The 24,070-nt window shown below is 55.1% G+C and carries 11 protein-coding genes; 5 read left to right on the top strand and 6 right to left on the bottom strand.

Features of this window, described 5'->3' with window-relative positions:
* Positions 1–231 precede the first annotated feature (231 nt).
* From QEH57_RS02890 to QEH57_RS02880, 3 genes are all read right to left on the bottom strand, one after another.
* Positions 232–3,690 carry a TonB-dependent receptor plug domain-containing protein gene (locus tag QEH57_RS02890; RefSeq protein WP_309005172.1) on the bottom strand — a complete coding sequence of 1,153 codons (3,459 nt, stop codon included), beginning with the start codon at positions 3,688–3,690 and terminating at the stop codon, positions 232–234.
* Positions 3,691–4,153: 463 nt separating this feature from the next.
* The gene (locus tag QEH57_RS02885; RefSeq protein WP_309005171.1) at positions 4,154–7,459 is read right to left on the bottom strand and encodes a response regulator; all 3,306 of its coding nucleotides are present in this window, start codon (positions 7,457–7,459) and stop codon (positions 4,154–4,156) included.
* Positions 7,460–8,557: 1,098 nt separating this feature from the next.
* Positions 8,558–9,172 (bottom strand): hypothetical protein, encoded by a 615-nt coding sequence (locus QEH57_RS02880; protein ID WP_309005170.1) that lies wholly within the window; start codon positions 9,170–9,172, stop codon positions 8,558–8,560.
* 1,269 nt (positions 9,173–10,441) lie between these two features.
* Between QEH57_RS02880 and QEH57_RS02875 the strand changes: the two genes are divergently transcribed.
* Genes QEH57_RS02875 through QEH57_RS02860 form a run of 4 tightly spaced genes read left to right on the top strand, consistent with a single transcriptional unit; the run spans position 10,442 to position 14,934 of the window.
* Positions 10,442–11,653, top strand: a complete 1,212-nt coding sequence (locus QEH57_RS02875) for a redoxin domain-containing protein (protein ID WP_309005169.1) — start codon at positions 10,442–10,444, stop codon at positions 11,651–11,653.
* A gap of 34 nt (positions 11,654–11,687) precedes the next feature.
* Complete coding sequence (locus tag QEH57_RS02870; protein ID WP_309005168.1) at positions 11,688–12,605, top strand: ThuA domain-containing protein; 918 nt, start codon at positions 11,688–11,690, stop codon at positions 12,603–12,605.
* Positions 12,606–12,629: 24 nt separating this feature from the next.
* Positions 12,630–13,328 (top strand): DUF1080 domain-containing protein, encoded by a 699-nt coding sequence (locus tag QEH57_RS02865; RefSeq protein WP_309005167.1) that lies wholly within the window; start codon positions 12,630–12,632, stop codon positions 13,326–13,328.
* A 58-nt stretch (positions 13,329–13,386) separates the two neighbouring features.
* Positions 13,387–14,934 (top strand): ThuA domain-containing protein, encoded by a 1,548-nt coding sequence (locus QEH57_RS02860; protein ID WP_309005166.1) that lies wholly within the window; start codon positions 13,387–13,389, stop codon positions 14,932–14,934.
* Between the two features lie 220 nt (positions 14,935–15,154).
* Here QEH57_RS02860 and QEH57_RS02855 read toward each other — a convergent pair whose 3' ends face one another.
* On the bottom strand, positions 15,155–18,781 hold the full coding sequence (locus QEH57_RS02855; protein WP_309005165.1) for a TonB-dependent receptor plug domain-containing protein: 3,627 nt from the start codon (positions 18,779–18,781) through the stop codon (positions 15,155–15,157).
* Between the two features lie 415 nt (positions 18,782–19,196).
* Between QEH57_RS02855 and QEH57_RS02850 the strand changes: the two genes are divergently transcribed.
* A complete protein-coding gene (locus QEH57_RS02850; RefSeq protein ID WP_309005164.1) occupies positions 19,197–20,585 on the top strand; it encodes an EF-hand domain-containing protein in 1,389 nt (462 codons plus the stop codon).
* 64 nt (positions 20,586–20,649) lie between these two features.
* On the opposite strand, the gene QEH57_RS02845 is transcribed toward QEH57_RS02850, so the two are convergent.
* Both QEH57_RS02845 and QEH57_RS02840 read right to left on the bottom strand, forming a co-directional pair.
* Positions 20,650–21,948 (bottom strand): Gfo/Idh/MocA family oxidoreductase, encoded by a 1,299-nt coding sequence (locus QEH57_RS02845; RefSeq protein WP_309005163.1) that lies wholly within the window; start codon positions 21,946–21,948, stop codon positions 20,650–20,652.
* A gap of 42 nt (positions 21,949–21,990) precedes the next feature.
* A complete protein-coding gene (locus tag QEH57_RS02840) occupies positions 21,991–23,760 on the bottom strand; it encodes an alpha-L-fucosidase (protein WP_309005162.1) in 1,770 nt (589 codons plus the stop codon).
* Positions 23,761–24,070 lie beyond the last annotated feature (310 nt).

The raw sequence follows: 24,070 nt of genomic DNA, 5'->3' as shown, positions 1-24,070 counted from the left end.
AGGCTTCTGACCATAGGCAAAAAGCGGACAAGCGACCACCGCTATTTTAAGTAGGGTTCAAGCGGCATCGAAAAAGGTCCCGCCCTAGGATCTGCCCCACCTCTCGTACCTATCTCTCTGAATACGAAAAAACCTGAGCCCATAAACATAGGCCCAGGACTGCGTACCCTAATACACAGGAAAGGGTAGATAGGAGCGGCAACGCGCCGCCCCTACGATTGTCGCTCGAAACTAGAATTCGATGGTGGTCTTAAGCTTCCAGGTGCGCGGACCAATGATCTGATACTTGCGAACGGTACCATCCACCTGATAGCGAAGCGGATTCACCTGGTAGTCAGGCTCCAGTATATTGTTCGCGTTGAACTGGAACTTTACGACTCGATCCGCACCCAAAAGCTTCATTTTCGTTTTATAGGAAGCCATTATGTTCAGCTTGAAGTCGTCATCGGCTTGATACTCTTTCACGCCGTCTGGATCGCCCCACTCAACCACAGGCTTGGTCACGAGCTCGATCGAACCGTCTTCCTGCTCATATTCGAAGAAGCGATTCAAGATGCGACCTTCGCGCCAGCTGAAACCGCCTCCGATGGACAGTCCCTTCAAGCCACCATCGCGAAACTTGTAGGTCGTGAACATACTTGCCTTCTTCTTGCTGGCGCCCATCGAGCTATCTTCAACAGCCATCTTGTTCACGAAGATCTCTTCCATGACGTGTTCATGGATACGATCGATCGGATCGAGACCGTACAGGAACTCAGCGGCAGCTTCCGGGTCGGTCTCCGCAAGCCGCAGGTATTCTACATTGTGCGCCTCCTTCAAGTAGGAGCGGTTCGCATTGTTCTGCACGACGAAACTATTGAAGAGCTCGCCGTAGCCATCCCCTTCAGCAAGCAACGCATCGTAACGCTCCCTCGCAGCGGCGTATTGCTCCTCGTACCAGGGAAGATCCTCGTCGAAAAGCCCTTCCGCGGAATACGAAAGCATGTCCGACCAGTTCAGAACGATAGACCAATTCTTAGTCGGATTCGCATGGATGCGCAGGTCGTAGCCGCTGGAAGCCTTATCGACGGGCGAAGTCACTACGTTACCGGGCTCGATCGCGTCCCGTTCTTCGGCCGAAAAGAATTGCGGGTGGCTCTCAGGCAGAGGAAGCAACACCGAATCCGGGTTTACGACAGGCTCGGCGCCTGACTCGAGGACCACGCCATCCGCGTCTGTATAGTTCCCCTCTTCATCCGTATAGAAATCGGAGAATCCAGCTTGGGCATTTTCGAACTGAGTCCAAAGATAGCGATAGGCATTCACCATCTGCTTGGTGCCGCTTCGAGAAAGGAAGTTGTTGGCCGAGTTCTCGAAATAGTTAACGGTCACGTTTAGCTTATTATCGAACAGTTTCATGCGGATGCCGATATCACGCCCTTCGCCATCGGGGCTAGGAGCCAGAACCCCTGGCAAAACAACCGCGAAAGCGTCCTGATCCTGTCGATTCGTCGATTGGTTATAGGTAAGCGAAAGCCAATCCGTCGCCTTGTATACGATGCCCAAGGTTTTGTTGGAGGACTTTCCGTCCTTGATTTCCGTAGGAACGGAAGACTGGTAGAGGGGAGAAAAGGCCTGATGCGTAAGCTCTCCCGTGAACGGATCGGTCCAAATATAGGGTCTCGCCGCTTCGTCGCTAAGCTGATACGTGCCATCCTCGTTGAACAATGGGTTACCCTCCTCGTCCAACAGGACCGCGGCATTGGCCCGCAATCCGCTATAGATAACGGTTTCCTCATCGGTCTTCCGCAATCCCAATGTCGTCACTAATCGGTTCTTGAACCACTTATTGGTCATCGCGAGGACGGTGCCATCCTTATAGTTTTCAACCGTACGACGTCCCTGAGAAACGGTAGGCGTCCAAACCGATTCGAGCATGACCGGGTTTCCATCGACATCGTGCACCAGCATACTGACCGGTTCGCTCAAACTACCGACGGAAATTTCGTTCTGGTCAAGCGGCAGGCCATCTGGACCAGCCTTATAGTAATGACGACGGACGATTCTGTTCTGGGCGCGCGTGGAAGCCAGGTGCCAACCATAATCCTCCAAATTGACGCGCTGCTGGTAGGCGCCTTGGAAATCGATCGTTTCAAATTCGTCCTTCTTCCGACGGGAACGCTCCTTGCTGTCCATAGCGAGGTTGAAACTGTGGTTTCCCCACCGCTCGGTATTCAGTCGATACCCCAAGGAAGCTCGGTAGGTCGAATCGTTTATGAAGGTGTTGGAACGTTGCAGAGTCGCCTCCGAATACAGCCAATATCCGTCCTCGCTAGGACCAAATGGATTGGCCATACCATCAAGAGCAGAAGCGCCGTAAATCCCGTCAAAAACCTTCATGGGCTCGGCATAGATGCTCACACCGTTGCCAGCGGGAGAAATCGTCGGCGCGGAATTTTCGGAATTGAAATACTCGAGATTCAAAAACAAGTCCGGAGTAATTCTCTGAACGAGGCCGAGCTTATAATTTTCGATATTCTCGTTGCGATACGAATCTTTTCCAAAGGGTGTGAACGCTGCGAGATTGATTTGATCGCTTGAGAACATCTCATTGGGATTCACCGCTCTTGTCCGAGCGAAGCCTTGCATGGGCAGAAGATTCCCGACGTCGGTCGGTAAGCCCTCCGCTTCGAAATCCAAATTGTCGATGAAGACCAGTTGATTCGAAGCGAAACTAAGGCCTTGACTGGCTAGGCGCCTATTGCGCGCCCCAGCTCTCGCTGGAGTCGTAACTTGGGCGTAAGTTCCGTCGCCATAGAATCCCTCGTACTCCTCCGTACCGTAGTAGTTCAACCACTCCGTGAACGAGTCCGTAGCGCCTTGCTTAACCGTAAACTGCTTGTCGACATGGCCCTTTTCGTAGTTGGCATTGATCTCCGTACCCGCAAATGGTCTGGCAGTTAAAATAAAGGTCGAACGCAAAGTATCCGTCGTATCTCCGGCGCGCCACCCCGCGGATTCTTCGTGTAGCGTGATCGCCTTTATCGCAAGCCGATCTTGGATGAGGACCTTATTGATGTTCAATATATTCCGAAACTGATCGAAGGAGCCAATTTGCGTCTGCAGGCTCATCGAATCCCGCGAGGCGCTCGCTCTTTGCGTAGAGAGATTGATCAAGCCTCCTGCTCCTCCGAAGCCAAAGAGAATCGCATTGGGGCCCTGAGAAATCGTGATTCGAGATGTATTGTAGGTATCGAGCGATCCTCCACCCAAGTTGTTGTCAACCGTGATAGAGGCAGCGTTCCCGCGAATATTCGTCTTCGCATTCCCATAATATTCCGTATCCGAGCCAATCGCGTCCTCCACGGAACTGCTCTCGTTGAAATCCTCTTCCGCATTTAGGGAATAAAGGAGGATGTCATCCAGGTCTTCCGCGCCAACATCCTCGAGGAATTCTGCGGTGAGCACGTTCACCGATTGAGCCACGTCCGCGAGCGACATGTTCATGCGACTGCCCGCCAGCGTATTTTCGGCTCGGTAGCCAGTATCTTTCGAGGCGTCTACAACGAAAGGAGAAAGCTCGTACACCTCATCTTCGGAGGCGTCATCCTGAGAATACAGGGCAGGAGCAAAACTGAGATGCGCCGCGAGCAGAACTCCGGAGGAGGTCCGATACCTCCACGACTTGGGGTTAATTCTGGGGATTTTCATCTTACAATAGTCTTAGTTTGTATCTTGTGGGTTACAGTAGAAGTAGCCGCGCAGAGCACCAACGCTTGAAGGACGAGCCAAAACGGGGTCGACCTCCTCGACCCCAAAGGGCCAGTAGAAGGTGGCTCGCTACGCAACGCCCGGACTATATAAGTTCACGCCCTACTAAAGAATGACCATTCGTTCGAATCCCTTGACCAGTCATCCTTTCCTACTCTACATCAACACCTTACAAACCAAATACGATCTTCTTAAAAACCGCCCAATCGCCAATGCCTTCATCTTCTAACGTGGATGCAGCGACGAGGATCCCAGCGAGCGAACGCCGACATGAATTCGCCAACGCCATGCGAGAAACCGCTTAGGGCATTATTCGTTTGATCATTCGCATAAGGTAGGGCGGGACCGCCGGGCACGCCGCGTTTCCCTCATCACACAGTACAACTAACTAAACGAAAAACGCTTAAACTCTCGCCCCTTTCTGAACCTCAGAAGGGTTGCAACGGTATCGCTTCTTGAAAGCGCGATTGAAGGGACTCGCTTCAGAATAGCCTACAAGCGTTGCGACCTCGAAGGCCGGCATACCGCTCTCCAATAGCTCTTTCGCCTTCCCGAGGCGATAGCTCTTGATGGCTTCCGCCGGAGGAATGTTCAAAACCACCTTACACTTTCGATAGAACGTGGTTCGCCCCATGCCCATCTCGCTGGCGAGCTTATCGGCGCTGAAACTCGATTCGCTCCACCGTTGGTCCAAGATGCTTCGAATCTTCTTCACGAACTCTAGTTCAGCATCCTTCTCGCTCGATTCGGATCCTCCCTCTTCGTCCAGCTCCAACAGCTGGCTCGAAAGATACTTCGCTTGCGCCTTTCTCGCTTCCAGGTGGCTCCGAACGCGTTTCTTGATGAGCGAAATCGAAGTGGGCTTGGTAATGTAATCGATAGCGCCGGCTTCAAACCCTGCTCCGATACTCTCCTCGGACCCGAGAGAGGTCTGCAATATGATCGGAATGTGGCTAGTCGCAACGTTCTCCTTTAGGGCCTGGCAAAAAGCGACGCCGTCCATGCCGGGCATCACGATATCTGCAATGATCAAATCTGGAGACTTCCTGGTGGCCAGATCGATTCCCTCCCGTCCGTTTCCAGCTTCTATAACCGTGAACTCGGCGGCCAGTTCTTCCGCGATATATTCCCTCAACTCGCTGTGATCGTCCACAAGCAAAATAAGGCCCTTACGTTTTCTCCCCTTACCTTCCACGCTCGAGGAAGCAGCCCTTGGATCGATCGTTTTAACCCTGACCGGACTCTCGGCGTTTTCGTCCGGCTTCTCAGGGACAGGCGGCATGCCTTCGAATTCGATGGTGAAACGGGAGCCAAAAGCGCCATTGCCATCCTTCTTTATCGGGCTTTCTGCAGTGATCTTGGCCTGGCAGAAGTCCACGAGCTCTTTAACCAAGGCGAGTCCAATCCCGTAACTCTTAGCCCTCTGACTGGAATTTTCGGAGTGCCTATAAAAAGGCTCAAAGATTCGCTTCAATACATTCCTCTGAATGCCCGATCCATTATCTTCAACGATCAAGCGTAGCTTCCTCTCCCCGAAACCGTCGATCTCTCCAGACCGCAGCATCACCGATATGTCAGCACCCTCCGGCGAATGCTTAATCGCGTTAAGCACGAGATTATCCAACATCTTTCGATATATATCCTCATCGAAAAACGTTACATAAGTATCATCGGTGGAATAGAAACCAATCCGCTGTCCTCGCGAGGCAGCGAGGTTCTCAAAATCGGCTACAATCGTTCGAGTGAACCTAACGATGTCGCTCCTCTTCGCATTTAATTTGTATTTATGCGCTTTCGCTTGCTGCAAATCGAGCAGCTGCTCGACCAATTGGTTGAGACGCTTGGCGCTCCGCAGGGCAGTGGTCAGATGCCGTGAATCCCCTCCGTCGCCATGTTTCTTCATCAACTTTTCCAGGGGCATCATAATCAGGCTCAACGGAGCCCGCAGCTCGTGCGAAACGTTCATTAGGAATCGAGCGCGCACGCCATCCAGCTCCGCCATATGCCTGATCCGCTGCGTTAGAAGCAGGAAAATCAAAGTTATGATAACAATCGGTACCGCAATCGCAGTTCCGATAAACCAAGAGCTTTCCCAGAAGGGCAAAGATACCGTGAAGGCCAGGGCCGCCGGGCTCGCGTCCACGTTCAGGTCCGAATCGCGAGCCTTCACTCTCAACAGGTGATCTCCCGGATCGAGGTCGGATAGGTAGGTCCCCGTCTGCGAGCTAAACGCCGTCCACTCGCCGTGATCGAACTGATAGGAAAATTGCAGGGCATCCACCGGCGTATTGGTCCAGGGATCCCTGCCGGACCACGAAACGTATGCAGAGTTCGAATACTTGGGTGGATCCATAACGAAGGAAACGCGCGTTTCCGGAGCGAGCTCGTCTGCCCGAAACCGAAAGCTCCGAAACGAGAGATCCAGCCCGCTTCGGTCTCCAAAGGCGTGATACCAGTCGCGGTTGGCAAGGTTTACCCAGAGAGACCCGTCCGAAGACTCGCGAAGGCTGGAACCTGAACGTATCCCCTTGAGTTCTGGCCCTTCCACACGCTGCCATTCCCCATCGCGAAAACGGTCGAGTCCCTTGGCGGTCAAGGCAAACACAGTGCCGTCTTCCTTGACTAAAACGTTCGATACAAAATCGGAACTGAGCCCATCTTTCTTGGTAAAGACCCGCCAACTTTCTCCGTCGAACGCGTGAACCCCTTGCCCCCAACTACAATACCAGAGCTCTCCTCCCGGCAACGATTGGAATCCATCAACCCAATTGCTCGCCCCCTTGATGGGCATGGGAACCACAGTCGAATCGTCCCCCTCGTAGCGTACGATGCGGTTCTTGCTATACAGAAAGTTTCCCTCGCCGTCTTCCTGGATGGAAATCACCCGCTTATATTTCAAATCCGTCAGCCATTCCTTATTGTATCCGCTCGCCCGAGGGTGAAAACGAACGATTCCTCCCGTCCCAGCACGGTGCCCGCCTTCCTGACCATAAGCAAAGACAAGGCTTCCATCCGAAAGCGACTGAGCTGAATCACGACTGATCCTTGCGCCGAGTTCCGGCATTTCGTACAGATGCCAGCTGTCGCCATCGAAACGGGCTGCCGCTGCCTGATCCCGATGAGAGCCAGCGACCCAAACTTCACCTCGCTCGCTACAAATCGCAACCACAGCGTTGTCGATCAAACCGTCCGCCTCCGTGTACAAAGTCCAATCGTTTTCACTAGTATCATGAAGGACGAGCTCTCCCCTTCCAGTGAGAAAACAGAGCGTTCCATTCCCAAGGTCGCATTGGAAATTCAAGTCTTCGAACTCCTTCCAACGCTTGCCGACATAGTCGATCCGCGCCAAGCGGCTATGCTGCTTTATCCTGCTATTTTCCAGGATCCAAAGGAAGCCGTCCGCTCCCGAATTCATGAAAGTCACAGGCACAGATAAATCCAGCGACAGGTTGGAGATGCTCCGCCACTTCCCGTTGATGCAATAGGATAGAGCATCCACCCCGGAAATCAGAATCCGCCCCTTTTCCGGTTCCAGTATCGAGTAATTCTGCCGAGTACCGCCAAAAGCCCGCAAGTCAAGCAAGGTCCACTTTTCCGTATCCGGATTCAAATGACGCGGGGCCCGTCGCCGATTCGAATCGACCGCCCAAATACGCCCATCACTCGTTTCCGCGATCATACCGACTCTGGCAGCACGGAGCGATCCCATTCCCCGCCACCTCCTTTCGACGCGAGCTGTTCCTAAGCTGGTACTGCAGCGATAGACGCTCCCGTCTTCCGCAAGAACCCAGAGCCTCCCAGAACGATCGAAATCTAGGTCGAGAATTCGCGAACCAATCTCCTCCGATCGAACTACCTCGTCCCCTAAGACGCTGAGAACCCGACCTTGCGAAGCCAGCCAAATGCGACCATCCCGCCCCTCTCGCATGCGTCGCCCCTCAAAGGGCCCATCCCCAGATATCTGTATCCACTTTTCCGCGACAAGTCGATAGAGCTCCCGATGCGCCATCAAGTACACTTCCCCCGACGAGCTACTCGCAATCGCGCACAAGGTAGAGGGCGGTGCGCTGAAATCACCATACTCCTGGACGGATTCGCCATCGTAACGCCGCACTACAGCGTCTTGGCCAACCCAAACGGACCCGTCTTCGGCCAAATCGAAACAATGTATGAAGCCATCGCCCAGGCCCTCGATCTCCCTCCACCGCCAAGCATCGCAAATGATTTCACTATCAACCGGAGAATAGCTTCGAGCACCCTCGAGAAGAGTCCCCAACATCAAAATTGGCAACCAAACGCCAACACACCCAAGCGACGATCCCAACCACTGCAGAAACCGAAACGGAAATCCGCTCAAATGGCCGAGTCTCTCAAACTTCAATCGCCTTAACCTCATCAGAAACAGAACAGTAACTTCGAACCCAAAAATCGTTCTCCTTCTCTACTGGTCGTAGTAATGAAACTCAACCCGCGAGCCTTCGCCAGGAGTCCCGCTTAGGACAAGCAGGACGCACAAGGTTGGGAAGCGTACGATATCAAAGATCGAACGCTCTGAACTGAGGCTAAATGGGAACATTGGGAAAACAAGGGCACGTCTCAAACGACGCGCTGAACAGCAGGAAACCAAGGGTTAAAACCGATTACGACAGGGGGTAAGCCGATTTCAGGCACTCGCTGAAAAGGCAGACCGCATTTTGGCGACAAAGAGGGATCTCGAACACCGCCTTTTTCGGTAGCGCCACGAAACAAAAAAAAAGGCGCCTCCCCAACAGGGAGGCGCCTTGTACACTCAATAGGTCAGGATTGGCTACTCAACCACTTCGCCGTCGGCGATGCGCGATCCGGAGCGAATCACCGCCCCATCAGATATCTGAACGTCTTTGCCGATTCGTACGAAGCGCCCAATCGTCACCCCGTCACCAATGGTCGTTCCCTCGCCGATCACTACGAAGTAGCTCATCTCCCCGTCGCTTCCGATGCTTACACCGGATCCAACCGTCGTGAACAGGTTCGTTTCCACACGATCACCCACCGTCACCTCGTCGCCGAAGCAACTAAAGCGGCCCAGGTAGGAGCCCTCGCCCACCGCGAGTCCGTCGCCCGCTCGGGTGAAACGCTCGATGTGGGAACGGTTGCCCACTTGCAGCCCCGCTCCAAACTCGCTGAAGCGATCGATCTTCACCTCGTCGCCCAGCACGGCGCCGTCGCGCAGAATCACGAAACGGTCGACCTGGCTATCCGATCCGATGAAGGCGTCGCTACCGAGCCAGTTGAATTCGCCGATCGAACTGCCATCCGCGATCGTAAACCCGTTGCCGATCGTGGCGTCCTTGCCGATTTCAACGTTTTCTCCGATGAGCGCATCGTCGCCGATCAGCGCCCACTTCCGGCATCCCGATCGCCGAAATCGATCGAGCTCCACTCGCCCGTTTTCGTATCCAAGTTCTTCGGGGGGGATCCGGAAAACGAATCGACCACCCAAATCTTCCCATCGCTAGTAGCCTCCAACATCCCATACCCGGCTTGCCGGCGGCTCCTACTCCTCGACGCAGCCCACCGACGCTTTACTACCACATGACCTCCCTCAACCAAGCAACGATAGGTGTCCCCCACCGCATCCAAAACCCAGAGTTTTCCAGCTCGATCGAACTCGATATCAAGAATTCTTTGAGCGAAGGACTCCGACTCTAGGATTTCGTCCCCCAAAACACTATAGAGCCGACCGCTTCCCGCGAACCACACTCGCCCGTCCTTATCTTCCTGAAGACGGCGCCCCTGATTCTCTCCCGTCCTCGATACCAGTTCCCATTCTTCGTCTTCCAACCGAAAAAGCTCGGCCCGCGTCATCAAATAAACCTCGCCCCCCGTGGTTTCCTTTATCGCCCGCAGGGCCGAGGGCCGCCTGCTAAACGAATCGTATTCGCGAAACGAGGTCCCATCATAACGCACCACTTTCGACCCAATCCCGATCCAAAGCGAACCGTCTTCCGACGGTTCCACGCAATCAATGAATTCACCTTCCAAGCCTTCGATATTGCCCCAATTCCACAAGCCCGCGACGCCGCCGACTTCCCGCGGCTTGTAGCTTTCAACGCCGTTAGACAGCGAAGCTCCCACAACGAACGAAAAGCAAAGCGACAGAGCCCGAAGCATTGCCGCACGCCACGGAATAAGGCCAATCCCTAGCTGATCTGAGCTTCTCATAAAAAGAACCAGAACCCAAGAACGCCTAAGCTCGCGCCCCACCGACAGAGAGCCCCGGCACCTCCGTGCAACGCTCCCTTTAAGCCTTCCACCAGACCGCAGAAGAACAATAAGCAAAGGACGATCATTTCGCTATTCCTATCGTATTCATTATCATGCTACATGCGTTCTCGTTTCTAAGGGCGCAAAACGAAGCGACACGGCTGTGAAGCTTCCAGCGCTTTGGAAACGGGGAGGTAAGACCGAACATAACTGGGCAATCGATTTTCAGGCATAACCCGGAAACGCCGGGTTACATACTGGGGCGGGGGGTGGGCAGTTCGAAAACGAGCCCTTATAGTAGGACATCAGCGCCTCCACTGCCTACCCCACATTTATGGGGTAGACCAATGGCTTGCCTAATCTCAGGACTGCGCGTCATCCTACCGGAAAGCCTTACGCGAACTGGCAGATTCCGATGGCCCTAACCCCACTCCCCCCACTACCCATGAATACACTCTTCCGCGCCTTACTGGCTCTATCGCTATTCAACCTTATCCCAACGCTAACCATAGCCGCCGAAGACGGTCCCGAAGGCTTACAGACCCTCGAAATAGGCGACAAAGCCCCCGACTTCACCCTGCCGGGAATAGACGGACGCGATTATTCCCTCTCCGACTTCGCCGGGCCCGACATTCTTATGGTCTTCTTCACCTCGAACCATTGCCCCACTTCCCACGCCGTGGAAGGCCGCCTCCAAGCCATGCTCGAGAAAATCGAACGCGAAAAACGCAGCTTCGCCTTCGTCGCCATCAACCCCAACCACCCCGAAGGCATGACGCCCGCGGAACTCGGATTCGGAAAGTACACCGACAGCTTCGAAGACATGATCCCCTACGCCAAGGAGGCCGGTTGGACCTTTCCCTACCTCTACGACGGCGACACGCAAAGCACCGCCCGAGCCTACGGCTGTCTCGCCACTCCCCATGTATTCATTTTCGACCGACACCGTACGCTCCAGTACAAAGGTCGCTTCGACGACTCGCGCATCCCCGACCCAGCTTCCGTAAAATCGCCCGACGCCCTCAACGCGCTCGATGCCCTCTTCGCCGGCGAACCGGTCCCCGTCCCCGTTACCAAGCCGCACGGCTGCTCTACCAAATGGCGAGAGAAGAAAGCCAAGGTTCGCGTCGCCCAAGAACGCTTCGAAAAAAGCGCCTCGGTCGTCGAGCTCGACACGCTTGACGCCGTCGGAGCAGCCGCCCTGCGAGCCAACGGCACCGACAAGTACCGCATGATCAACCTCTGGGCCACTTGGTGCGCTCCCTGCGTGGAAGAATTCCCCGACCTCGTATCCATCCAACGCCAGCTCGGGCTGCGTCCCTTCGAACTCATCACCATCAGTTTGGACGAACCCAAAAACGAAAAACGCGTGCAAGCCTTCCTCGAAAGAAAGTACGCCGGCACTCCGCCCAAGCTGAAACGCATCGCCGTCTCCGAAGGTCGTAAGAGCAACAACTACCTCTACACTGGCTCCGGACAGGACGAACTCGCGGCTGCCATCGATCCCGACTGGCCCGGTCCGCTGCCCCACACCGTCATCGTAGACCCCAAGGGCAATATCATCTACCGCCACAACGGAGTGATCGATCGAGAAGAAGCGATCTCCGTCCTCATCGAAAACCTCACCCCCTATTGGCCGAGCAATCCCAGCTCCTAGGCCTGCCCACAATCTCCCTTCACGCCCCGCTGCCATGAAACGCTCCATCCTAAGTGTTCTCCTTGCCCTAGCCGCGTGCTGGAGCGCCTCTCCTGCATCCGAGCGGATCGAGGTCCTAATCGTCGACGGCTTCAGCAACCACTCCGTCGAGAAGACCACCCAAAAAATCCAGGACATCCTCGCCAGCGATCCCACCTTCGCCGTTTCCGTGTCGAGTATGCCAGATTTCAATACAGACGCTTGGCGGCAATGGAACCCGAACTTCGCTGCCTACGACGTCGTCATTCAAACCTGCAACAACATCAAGAACCGCGAGATCTCCTGGCCCGATCCCGTCAAAGCGGACCTCGAGTCCTACCTCAGCAACGGCGGCGGCATGTACGTCTACCACAGCGCCAACAACGCCTTCGCCGACTGGCCGGAATACAACAAGATGATCGGCATGGGCTGGCGTCCCGCCGACTTCGGCAAGGCCCTCCAGGTCAAAGACGGCCAACTCGTCGAAATCCCCCCTGGGGTGGGCAACCGCACCAGCCATGGCCCCCGCATCGACGCGGTCTTCCACCGCTTCGGCGACCACCCCATCCACGCCAACCTGCCGCGCGCCTGGAAGTCCGCCGACGTCGAAGTCTACTCCTACACCCGCGGCCCGCTGGAAAACCTCACCGTGCTTTCCTACGCCCGCGAGCCTAAGACCGACATGGATTTCCCCACCGAATGGGTCGTGCAATACGGAGCCGGACGCACCTATACCTCCACGTACGGCCACTATTGGACCAACCAGGAAAACCCGCCCGGCGTGCGCGACGTAGCCTTCCAAACCCTCATGATCCGCGCCCTGCAATGGCTCGCCAAAAAGCCAGTAAACCAAACCGTCCCGGACAATTTTCCCACCGCCACCGCCACCTCCCTCCAAGACGTCCCGCCTCGGGTGGCAAAACGAAACCGATAAATCGGCTAAAACCCGGTTCCTTATATGAAAAACAACGTCGCACGACTCACCGTAGTGATCCTCTCACTACTACCTTTAACTCTAGTCGCCACGCCAAACGAAGCCACCGAACCCAGCGTCGCAGGACCAGCTGCCATCGACCTGCTCGCCAGCGGAAACCTCGACGCCTGGACCGTCCCCTCCGCTCATTGGCAATTTGAAAATGGCGCCATCGTCGCCAACACCCACGGACAAAAGCTCGACCTGCCGGAGTGGATCTACACCAAGCGCAGCTTCGGCGACTTCGAGTTTACCTGCGAGCTAAAGCTTAGCGGCGACGACCGCCGCAACAGCGGCATCTACTACCGCGCCAAAATCTTCCGCTTCGACGGCTACAAGACCTTCGATGCCCCAGCGGGCTACGAGCTGGACGCAGGAAAACCAAGGCCCAACAAAAACAACTACTGGGGCTCTCTCGGCGATTGGTACTCCCGCCCCAAGCTCCGCATCTTCGCCGACCAAGAAATCCTCAAACAAGCCTACCATCCTGACGACTGGAATCGCCTAACCATCCGAGCTCGCGACAAGCGCCTGGAATACTGGATCAACGGCATCAAAGTCATGGACTACCACGACCCGGACCCCAATGGATCGCGCGAAGGCGTAATCGGTTTCCAAATACACGACAAAACGGCGATGAAAGCAGAGTACCGAAACATCCGAGTCCGTCCCCTCTCGGACTAAGCGCTCAAACCTCTCCAGAGGGCCAAAGAGCGAATTCAACTGATTTCCTAAGAACAATATGTCCAGAATCCCCAGACATTCCAAATATCGAGTAGCAACAGCCCGACTGCTCCTAGCCCTCTTGGCGTTTCCCTGTGCCGCGTCCTCCCTAGCAAGCGAAGCAACGCAGGTCACTCTGATCACCGCCAGCGACCCGCACGCCTTTATCCACGCCCAGCAAATTAGCTCCTTCACGCGCTTGATGCGGGACCTCGCCTACGAGGAAAACTGGAAACTAACCGAGATACGCGACGCGAAACACATCACCGAAGATTTGCTCAAGCAAACTGATGTCTTAGTATTTGGATACACTGGCGGAAAGATCTTCGACAAAAAGCAGGAAGCCGATTTCGAGCAGTACGTGCGTTCTGGCGGCAGCACCATCGGCGTCCACTCCATCACCTACACAGAGGCATCCAACCCCTTTTTCCTCGAACTCGTAGGTGGAGGAAAATTCGCCGGACACCCACCCACCCAGCCGGCGGAACTGATCGTGCACGAAGGTCGACACCCTTCCACTCAACACCTGCCAGCACGCTTCAAGTCCTCCGACGAATGGTACTGCTACAGCCAAAATCCGATCGAAGACGCGGATACACGAACACTCCTCAGCGTCGACCCCAGCAGCTATGCCCATGACGGAAAAACCTACGGAGAAGGCGTCACCCACCCCATGACATGGTACAACCAAAAACACGGAGGACGCCATTGGTTCACCAGCCTAGGCCACACCATGATACTCCACCAACGCGGCTGGTTCGTAGACCACATTCGCGGCGGCATCCAGTGGGCTGCCGCAGAAAGAGAGCCTCTCGCCCCTTGGACCTCCCTCTTCGACGGAGAAAGCCTCGACGGCTGGCACCTGCGATACGACAGCGAGGACGACGTATCGAAGACCTTCGTAACGGTAGAAGACGGAACCCTGCTTTTCGATACCACAAGCGACGGAAAACAGAAAGGCATCTGGCTCGTATCCAATCATGAATACGACGACTTCGAGCTGCGCATGAAGATTCAATCCTTCAGCGACAGCCCGGGCAATTCTGGCATCCAAGTTCGCAGCCGCTACAACGACCGCATGGAAGGCCCGCAAATCGATATCCATCCGCCCGCCCCCTTCCGCAACGGCCTGATCTACGACATGACCCAAGGCAACCAACGCTGGATCCAGCCTTCGCTTCCCGACCACAAGGTCACGCCGGAACAAGCCGGAGATCCCGCTAAAGACTACTGGGTACATGCCGGCGACGATACCGAACACCAGACCGGAGCCTCGCCACGCCAGCTTCCCGTCCCCATCCATCTCGACTTCATCGAAGCCAATGACCAGGAAACCTGGGAGAAAGGGTGGAACAATATCATAATCCGCTGCGAAGGCACTCGCATTACCACCTTCGTCAATGAAGCCATGATCGCCGATCTCGACGGGGACGGGATCCTCAACGACGCGCTGCACCAAGCGGCCCATGTCGGCATGAGAGGACACATCGCCTTCCAAATCCACGCCAGAGGAAAACTGAAGCTACGCGTAAAGGATATCCGGATCAGGGAAATCGGCGCCGAGTAACCCTCGCCAGCGCCGCCCTTTCGCGACGAGCAACACTAATCGAGGCTAAGCGCCCTTCTCCTGTCCAATATCGATAACCACAACGGTTCCGCGCGATACCGATCGGGATAAACGTTATCTCTTTGCAAAAAAAATCCTCCGCTCGTCCAACGATTCACGATCGCATTCGTGAATCTGGAGGACAAGCGGAGGATTTCGTAATTCAGCTTCTATTTAGATTCTAGAAGCTAAAGGTATTCGACAGTGAGAACTGGCGGGGCACTGGAAGCGCCACGCGAGCGATCGAGCCGTCCGGCTGGAACTGCACTGTCAAGGGATCCTTGTCCGCGAAAAGGTTGCGAACGTTCAGCTGGATTCTCCAATCGACCGTGTCGTTGAAGACCTTGCGCTTGTAGCCAACCCATAGATCGAAGAACTCGGTCGCTTCGTCGAAGTACGGATTCGACACATCCTGGACAGGGAAGCCTGAAATCGGGTCGGTGGTAAGGCCGTACCCTGCAGCAGCTTCGTCCTGGTAACGGAAAGCGCCTCCGATATTCATTCCCTTGAAACGCCCTTCCGAGAAGGAATAGTTTCCGAGCAGGTTCACGCGCCACTCGCGCACTTCGGGATTGTTCGATCCCGATAGAGCAACCGCCTTGAAGTAAGCCTGTCCGGTAGTCGCACCGTGGATGAAGTTACCAGGGAGCGTCGATTCAGCGAATTCATCCTCAGTCAGCTCAGTAGAGAGCTTGTTCGCTCCGTTGCTAACACGCTTCGAATTCGGGATGGACTCGTATATATCCAACATCTCGTTCCACACCTTGGTCAAACGGGGAGCAATATTCGTCTGCATCGACTCCTGCTGCGTTACGTTCATGCTGAGGCGAAGGTTTCTGCTAGGATTGTAGGTAAGCTCTAGCTCCATTCCCTTCGCGTCCAGCTGCACGGTGTCGCCCAAGGTAAACCAGAGACCGTTACCGCTGTTCACGTCCGGTTCGCCATCCTCGGTTTCAGATCCAGGGATCAACGACAAATCCGTGACCTCGCGAACCCATGGATTCATCAGCTCCGAATATCCCGCTTCAAGAGCGAGCAACTCGTCGAGGCTAAAGTATTGGCTCTCGAAGTTTGGATTTGGAACTTCGACATCGTCGACGGTCATGAATTCCACGATATCGAGATAACCGTTACCGTTTTCGTCAGGATTGAACTCGTACTCCATTTCGGTCTCTGGATCGACTAGAGTCTGGATGTCGAAAACCCCATCGCGATTGCGGTCGTTGCGATCCACCTCGCTCCAGATCGTGGTAAATCCGCGGGTAACATTCGCAGTACCAAGCAGCTTATAGGCTCGATCCGTGCCGACGTATGGTTCGTTCTCTACGGATCCCTTGTAAAAGTTCAAACGCGCTACGAGCTTGTTGTTCATAAGCCCAAGGGTCGCACCGATTTCACGGGTAGAACCGGAAGAGCTAGGAACGGGGTCTCCGTACCAGTCAAACCCACCTGGGTTCGGAACGAAGTTGGAAGAGTCGCCGTAATGGAACGCGAGGTTGGTACCCTCAGGCATCCACTTGTCCGGAACCTTCGCTACGAGACCATAGGAAAAAGCGCTTTCCGTTATTACCTCCGGCTCGATCCCGTCGAGATTGAAAACCTCCGGATCGAGGATGGGAACGCTCTCGGCAGTTAGAGGCGGATTGGCATTGCGAATGAGCGTTACCGTATCTTCGCGCCAACCGAGGTTAGCAACGAATAGGTCGTTCAAGAAGAAGCTCTGCATATTCGCCGCGTAGGATTCAACGCCGGTTTCGATCAAAGCGCCTTGAGTCGGCTGCCATTCAGGACTGAACGCGCCCAACTCCGCCGTTTCATCGCGAATCGGAGAGTTCCAGCGTGGATCGTTTTCAGGATCCCCTTCGCTCAAGTACCAGACCGGTACCGTAAAGTTTTCCGGGTAGTTGTGATTCAGGTTTTCAGGCAGACCAGTCACCTGGAAATCGGATACCCCGAAATTCGAATCCGTAAAGGCTTCCGGAAAGGCATCGCTAATATAGAACATATGAGCGACCTGACGTTGGTACTGCGTAGCGTTCGTCTGTACGAGGTGGAAGCCAGCGTCATTGCCGAAAATAAACTGACGATTGGCGAACTGCTCCTGCTCGAGAACGTTGTCATCGTAAAGTCCCGTCAGCGTATGCTTGCCAAACCACTTCAGAGGGCTTCCGTCGAACTTATCGGCGAAGTCGAACTTCGCGAACGCGGTAGCGCGGGCTGTCGATCGAACGTCCGTGTTAAGCGTATTGTTGGCAGCGAGACCAAGGATATAAAGTTTTCCGTAATTGGGATTCGTCTCCCCAAACAGTTCGCCCGGGCCGAGCGGCAGCGTCAGGTTGTTATCGATTGAGATTTCAGGAGTACCCACTCCCACATAACTGTCCCGATTCCACTCTTCCTCGTTATACGAAAGCTCGATACCGTAGTTTCCATTGTCCGAAACCGCTTCCAAGGTAACGTTATAACGATCGAAATCGTTTTCGTAGCTATCCAAGGCCCCGGTAAGCAGGTTCGTACGCCAATCGTAAACCTCGTAATCGACAAGACCTTGGCGGGTGTATCCAGCGTACTCGCCACCGATATCGGTCATTCTGAGACCTCGAACCAAACCGCTTTGCGTGTTGCCTGTCAGATTGTTATTAGGGTCGAAATACGGCGTGTTCCTACGAATGCGGTTGTTTGTCCACCCAGTATGCGTCGCCCGTGTCGGCAAACCGTTCGCATCGAGCGTATCATCCCAGACGATCGCCCATCCGTTTGCTTTAATTTGCTTGTTGTACAAGCCTACGTTTACCGGATTCCCCTCAGCGTCCTGGCCGAGATAGCCCTGGCCTTGGACATTGTTCGAAATGTTATTCCAAGGATCATGGGACCAGCGACCGCTCGGCGTGTCGAACACAGTACCATACGGATCATCGATAAAGGTCGAAAGCGTTTCGAGCGGGGCCAAGCGATCCACCGGGATCGCCGCGATATCGCCAATTTCGTAGTGAGCTCTCAAGGTCACCTTATGCTCCGAAAACGGCTTGTACTTGGCAGCTACGTAGCGACGACTCGAATCCTTCATCGCAGGTTTCTGCGTGTATTCGTTCTCCTCCTCCAGGGCAGCCACACGGATAGCCAGCTTATCCTCGAGCACCACACGATTGAGGTTTATGGAAGCTCGCTTGGAATAGTTGCTTTCGAAATTTTCCGTGGAGAATCGGATATCGATCTTGTTGGAATCCCTGAATTCTGCCTGAGCCAGAGATGTATTGATAATACCACCGGGCGAACCGAGTCCGAACAGGAAGGAATTGGCCCCGCGATTGATATCAACACGCCCGGATATATAACTATCCATCGGGACCGAAGTCTCGAAATAGTTCGTGGTGCGCGTCGCCCTGCCCAATCCACGCACGCGATTCGCGTCGCCCGGGTTCTGGCGCGCTGACGAGGACGACAAGGTACTTTCACCGTCAGCCTCGGCCGCAGTGTAGTTGCTCATCGAGCCCATCACGTCAGTATTGGTCGTATAGACGAGAATCTCGTCCATGCTCGTGGCGCCGATATCCTCCAGCATCTGCTCAGTCACGACCTGCACGGAGGTAGCAACATCTTTCAAGTTGGATTTGAGCCGACCACCGGCAAGCGTCTGGGAAGAGTAGTATCCTTGGTCTTCACTTCCATCGATAGTGAAGGGAGAGAGCTCGAATATCTCCTCCTCGGCATCGCTTTCCTGGGCCGTCGCCAAGGCAGGTACAAGCGGAATACTGGCAATCAACGCCAGCCTCCGTATGGGAATCGAAACGGAATGGGGGTATTTCATATATTTGATAGTATGGGTCTGGTTTTCATCTTTCGTAGAATCTGGCAATGAGGCCAACGTCTTCGCTCGGGAGCTACGTTCCGCGAAACCGGACGTGCCGCAAGGGGGGCAATTCAATGAGGACCTTCACAAGGTATCCTTTCACCCAAGTATTGCATACCCTGCGTTCGCAGGGTGCTCTCCTACCTCTGACCACTACTGCGAAATAGGCTAAGTATTTCCCACAGACACGCCTTCGAACGTGACTTTCCTCCCTACCTAACGGGACACACAACCGATATTCCCCAAAGATTCGAGGAGTCGGTACCCACTGCTCCCCTCGATTCTCCAAGATTACAAAGCTGTAATCTTGATCCTCCCGAAGAGGTAACCTTAAGCCCCTAACGTCTTTCAACTCCCCATTCGTATGATCACCATGAAACACCTGCTCCTCGCCTGCCTCATGCTTGCCTCAAGCCTCTCCAGCGCATCCGCGGCCACTCCGTCACCCCGCGGAAGCCAAAGCGGAGTTGGCCCCAACGGAGTGCTTCGCTCCGGTCAGATCCCCGACCTCGACGCCTACACGGCCACGGGCGAAGCCATCAAGCTCCGCGAGCTCCTCGACGGCAAGTACACGGTGCTCACCTCTGGCTGCTTAACCTGCCCGCAATTCCACGACACCTATCCTGAAATCGAAGCCGCCTTTGCCGACTACTCCACAGAGGGAGTGCAGTTCTACTATTTCTACAAAAGCCTCAGGCACCCGGAACTACAGGGCTACGTGGAAGCTCAAAACATACAGGAACGACTGCTGCAACTGGCCGAGCTGAAAGAAAAGCTCGCCACCCAAGTCCCATGGATCGCCGATACGATCGACGACTCCCTTCGCATCGGCTTGGGAGCGAATTCCCAATCCGTCTACCTCATCTCGCCCCAAGGCGAAATTTTCTACGCCAACGCTCGCATCGTCCGCAACGAACTACGGGCCGCTCTCAACAAAGCCGTTGGCAAGCCATCCCAGACCACGCTCGCTCACGACCTGGACCTGCCCACCCTCGGAAGGAACCCTCGCTTGCTCAACGAAGATACGGAACTCGGAGTCAAACGCCCCGAAGGCCTCACCATCGTTGCCATCGCTCCAGCGAAACCGGAAGAAACCTACTACGTGAAACTCCGAGCGGAAGCCGACGATGCCCTGCTAAAGACCGGAACGGGCAAGCTCTTTCTCGGCTTTTACCCCGACCCCATACACGACGCCCATTGGAACAATCTGACCCCACCCATGCAATACACCCTCACCCTCCCGGAAGGCGTGAAAGCGAGCCCTGCCCAAGCAAAGGCCAAGCAAGGCCCAGGCGATAGCGATACCTTGCCGCGACAATTCTGGGTGGATATCGAGGCCGACTCCCCTCCCGAAGCCATAACGCTCACGCTCGACTACTACGGCTGCACGCCGGACATGTGCATGGCATTGACCCATGAATACACGATTCGCCTCGAAGACCAGAACCGCGGTGCCCGTACCTACAGCATGAACCGGGGAAACCGCGGCAACGCTCGAGCAGGCAACTCCCAGGAACGGGGAAACCAAGCCGTTGGCCCACGAGGAATGAATTTCAGCCAAATGGACTCCGACCAGGACGGTTTCGTCAGTATCGAGGAAATGGTTACAGCGACCAAAAAGCAACGGGGTGAAGATGTCGAACTTTCGCGCATCCAACGCCGCTTCGAGCGCATCGACAGCGATGGCAACGGAAAGCTCAGCGAAAAGGAACTCGAAGCCGCTCCACGCCCCAACGCAGCTCAACGCGGCGGGAATCGCTAGGCACTAGGCAGCCTCGCCTATCGCTCAAGGTTTCCTGCTCCTCCGATTCCCCTACCCGCAAGTCCTAAACGATCTCCGGCAATTCGTATCCAGCCCGCCTCGGTCGATCCTGCATGGCTGCCGCCTCCGCGTCGTCCACGACCTGCTGGGCCGCCGGATCCCAGCGTAGGGGACGCTCCAAGCGTTCCGCAATCGCAGCCAACTGGCAAACCGTCCCGCTGCGGTGCCCCACCGCGGCCGGGCATACCGTCACCTTCCTCGACTGAACGCAGTCGATGAAATTCCCACGGTGGCTCTTGGATTCGTAGACGGTCTCGTCCGTATCCGTAAAGCGGTGACGTATCAGGTCCGCTGGCGTGGATTCGATTCTGCCACGACTGACCTGGACCTCCCCCGTTGAACCTACGAAGCGGATTTGGTGCTTCGCTTCGGGATCCGTATCCCGCCAAACCGTTACCCCATCCGCGTACCTGAAATGGTGCTGCCGCGCGCCCTCAAAGCCCTTCGGAACAAATTCGACCGGTCCGGAATCATCCTTCCCGAGAGCCCACTGTACGATATCGTAGTCATGGGCCCCGATATCGCCGTGCTTACGATTGCCATACTCCCAATAGCACCGCCAGCCCTTCCGGAAATTTCCAAGAGCGCGATGCTTGGAGTATTCAAAAAATGGAGTCGGACCGAGCCAACGATCGTAGTCGAATCCATCCGGCACAGGCTCGATCTCTTCACGCTCCGGCGGTTGCGGAAAACTTCCGATACGGCAATGGATCTCCTTCACATCGCCGATCATTCCGTTGCGCACCAGGTTCACGGCGATTCGAAAATGGGCGCTGGACCTTTGCTGGGAGCCGACTTGCAGCACGCGACCATATTTCTCCTGGGCCTTCACCACCGCCTTGCCTTCCTCGATCGTCAGGGTCAAAGGCTTCTCCACATAAACGTCTTTGCCCGCTTTCATCGCTTCTATCGCCAGAGCCGCGTGCCAATGGTCGGGCGTAGCGATGCAAACGACGTCAACCGCAGGGTTGGACAAGATATCCTCGTACCTGCGGCTACCCGGGATATCCGCGTAACCTGCTTCCGCCAATATTCCTTGAGCCTTGAGCAACTGCTCCTGCTTCACATCGCAAACCGCGATCGGCTGCACTTCCTTCATGCCGGGAAAGGACACGAGGTGTCCCTTAGCGATCAACCCTGTACCAATAAACCCAATACCGATACGGGAATTAGCGGCGTACTTCGCTCCATTGCCCAATGTCTGGGCCTTGATGACCTGAGGAGCAAGTACCGCCGCGCCTGCAGCAAGGCTGGCGCTCTTGATAAAGCTACGACGAGAGAACGATTCTGGGGTAGTATTCATTACAAAATATCGTAGGTCGAAAGCCTTATCAAAGCTGCATTCCTATTCCTCTACGGGGACGAAGATCAGAGTCTTAAACCTCAAGATTCGCTTGCCGCTAGGCCGATCGAAGGAAATCGAACAATTAGTGGCGCCTACTTGATTCAATTCCATATGCCCCAACTCCGTTAGCTGATATTGGTTCTTCGAACCGGAGGCTTCGATCTTTCCGCTCAAGGTCTGATCGCCCACCGTGACCGACACGGGGCTGCCATCCACGTCGTTGGCATAGAGAGCCTTCACCAAGTACTTCCCGGGAGCGGGAACGTTCAGCGTCCAAGAAACGCGATCCTCCGCGTCCAACCAACCACTCACATACTTCTTGTTAACGAGTACCAGCTTGCGGCCGGTCACCTCCGCGTTGCCCGCCTCTAGGATCAGCTCGTCACCCTTCAAGCCCAGATCGATGACCTGCTCATGCGCCTTCATCCCCCCACTGTACTTGAGGCGAATCACGGTGGCCGAGCTCTCGGGCTTCGCCTTCGAAAGATCGATTTCCAAATCGTTGCCTCCCGCCTTTGCCGCCAAGCCACGGCCTTGGTAAGTCGTAGCCTTCACCTTGCCAAAGCTGAGATTCTGAATCTTCAGCTTCCCATCTTCTGGCCAATCGAAAACGTAGGCGAAGAGCTCACCCTTTTTCTCGGTCGATCCTTTCTTCTGGGCCATCGTTCCGAAGCTCTGTTCCGGAACCATTACGAACTCGCTGTCGTAAACCGCTTCCCGGTGTTTCCTGTTCCACTCGCCCATCTGCTCCAGCAGTTCGGTCGACGCTTCCGGCCAAGCACCGTCGGCGTAGGGCCCTACGTTAAGCAGCAAGTTTCCGCCCTTCGCGTTGATGTCGATCTGCTTCTGGATTAGCACGTCGATACTCTTCCAGGTCGTATCGCTCTTCTTGTAGCCCCAGGAGTGATTAACTGTCCAGCAGGCTTCCCAAACGTGGTCCAAAGCTCCGCCCGGCGTAGAGTTCTCGGGCGTGCCAAAGTCCTTCTTGAACTGAGCTCGCTTGGCCACGCGATTGTTGATCACCATATCGGGGCTCAGCTCGCGAAGGTATCGGTAAAGATCCAGGCCGTCTTCCATGGTCCACCACTTCACCCAGTCGCCGTCGAACCACATGATGGCTGGATCGTAGCGATCGATCAACTCCTTGAGCTGGGCCTTCATGTAAGTCACGTATCCATCCTTGTCGTACATCGGCGGCTGGTTCGTAGCCAACTCCACGCGCTGCGAAGGATGGTGCCAGTCGATAATCGAATAATAGGTACCAAACTTCAGCCCGTACTTTTCGCAAGCCGCCTTCAACTCACCCAAAATGTCTCGATCGAAATCGGTCGCTTCGCCGAGGTCGTATTCCGTCACCGCGCTATCCCACAGGCAAAAGCCCTCGTGGTGCTTGGTAGTGATCACCATGTACTTCATGCCTGCCTCCTTGGCAGTGCGAACCCAGAGGTCGGCATCCAGCTCGTCTGGCCGGAAGTCCGCAGCCAGAGGATAGTACTCCTCCGAAGGGATCTGCCCCCAGCGCTGTATCCACTCCGCATAGCGAGGAACCGATTCGCCCTTCCACTCGCCTCCAAGATTTGAATACACGCCGTAGTGGATAAAAAGCCCGAACTGAGCATCCGTAAACCACTGCATGCGCTCTTGGAACTCTGCTTCCGTTTCAGACAACACGTCCTTCGACTGAGCGGGACTAGCGAAAAGCGTGGCGCCAACCGCTAAAGCAAGCGTCCATTTATTCTTCAGGGAAAGGGAACTACAAGGGTGATTCATTACACAATTTCGATTCGATAAGCTAAATATCCGCAGCCGATCTACGGCAAGCGAGGGGTCCAACATACAAGCCTTCTTTTCTGCCAGTCGCGCCCCCACTCGGCAAGGCATTATCCGTTCCGCCACCCTAGGCTGCGCTTCCCTTCCCCTCATCCGCAACCCGAGAAGCACTGCGCTATCGTTTTTATTACCCGCTGTCCTTCTGAGAGTTACAACGCTAGCAACTTCACCTAATGGCCTCAACCTGAGCAAATAGCGTCGCCCTCGCCACCTCCCTACCGTCTAAAAAGAGGGTACTCCATTTCGGTAA

It is taken from the genome of Pelagicoccus sp. SDUM812005, from assembly GCF_031127875.1.
Taxonomy (GTDB): Bacteria; Verrucomicrobiota; Verrucomicrobiia; order Opitutales; family Opitutaceae; genus Pelagicoccus.
Note: the sequence above shows the minus strand (reverse complement) of the source record. Positions and strands in the feature narration are given on the sequence as shown.

What these genes read in the sequence shown, in the direction of transcription:
- QEH57_RS02870 (WP_309005168.1), top strand. Translation starts at nt 11,688, where the DNA reads ATGAAACGCTCCATCCTAAGTGTTCTCCTTGCCCTAGCCGCGTGCTGG.
- QEH57_RS02840 (WP_309005162.1), bottom strand. Translation starts at nt 23,760, where the DNA reads ATGAATCACCCTTGTAGTTCCCTTTCCCTGAAGAATAAATGGACGCTT.
- QEH57_RS02890 (WP_309005172.1), bottom strand. Translation starts at nt 3,690, where the DNA reads ATGAAAATCCCCAGAATTAACCCCAAGTCGTGGAGGTATCGGACCTCC.
- QEH57_RS02865 (WP_309005167.1), top strand. Translation starts at nt 12,630, where the DNA reads ATGAAAAACAACGTCGCACGACTCACCGTAGTGATCCTCTCACTACTA.
- QEH57_RS02845 (WP_309005163.1), bottom strand. Translation starts at nt 21,948, where the DNA reads ATGAATACTACCCCAGAATCGTTCTCTCGTCGTAGCTTTATCAAGAGC.
- QEH57_RS02855 (WP_309005165.1), bottom strand. Translation starts at nt 18,781, where the DNA reads ATGAAATACCCCCATTCCGTTTCGATTCCCATACGGAGGCTGGCGTTG.
- QEH57_RS02875 (WP_309005169.1), top strand. Translation starts at nt 10,442, where the DNA reads ATGAATACACTCTTCCGCGCCTTACTGGCTCTATCGCTATTCAACCTT.
- QEH57_RS02850 (WP_309005164.1), top strand. Translation starts at nt 19,197, where the DNA reads ATGAAACACCTGCTCCTCGCCTGCCTCATGCTTGCCTCAAGCCTCTCC.
- QEH57_RS02860 (WP_309005166.1), top strand. Translation starts at nt 13,387, where the DNA reads ATGTCCAGAATCCCCAGACATTCCAAATATCGAGTAGCAACAGCCCGA.
- QEH57_RS02885 (WP_309005171.1), bottom strand. Translation starts at nt 7,459, where the DNA reads ATGGGATCGCTCCGTGCTGCCAGAGTCGGTATGATCGCGGAAACGAGT.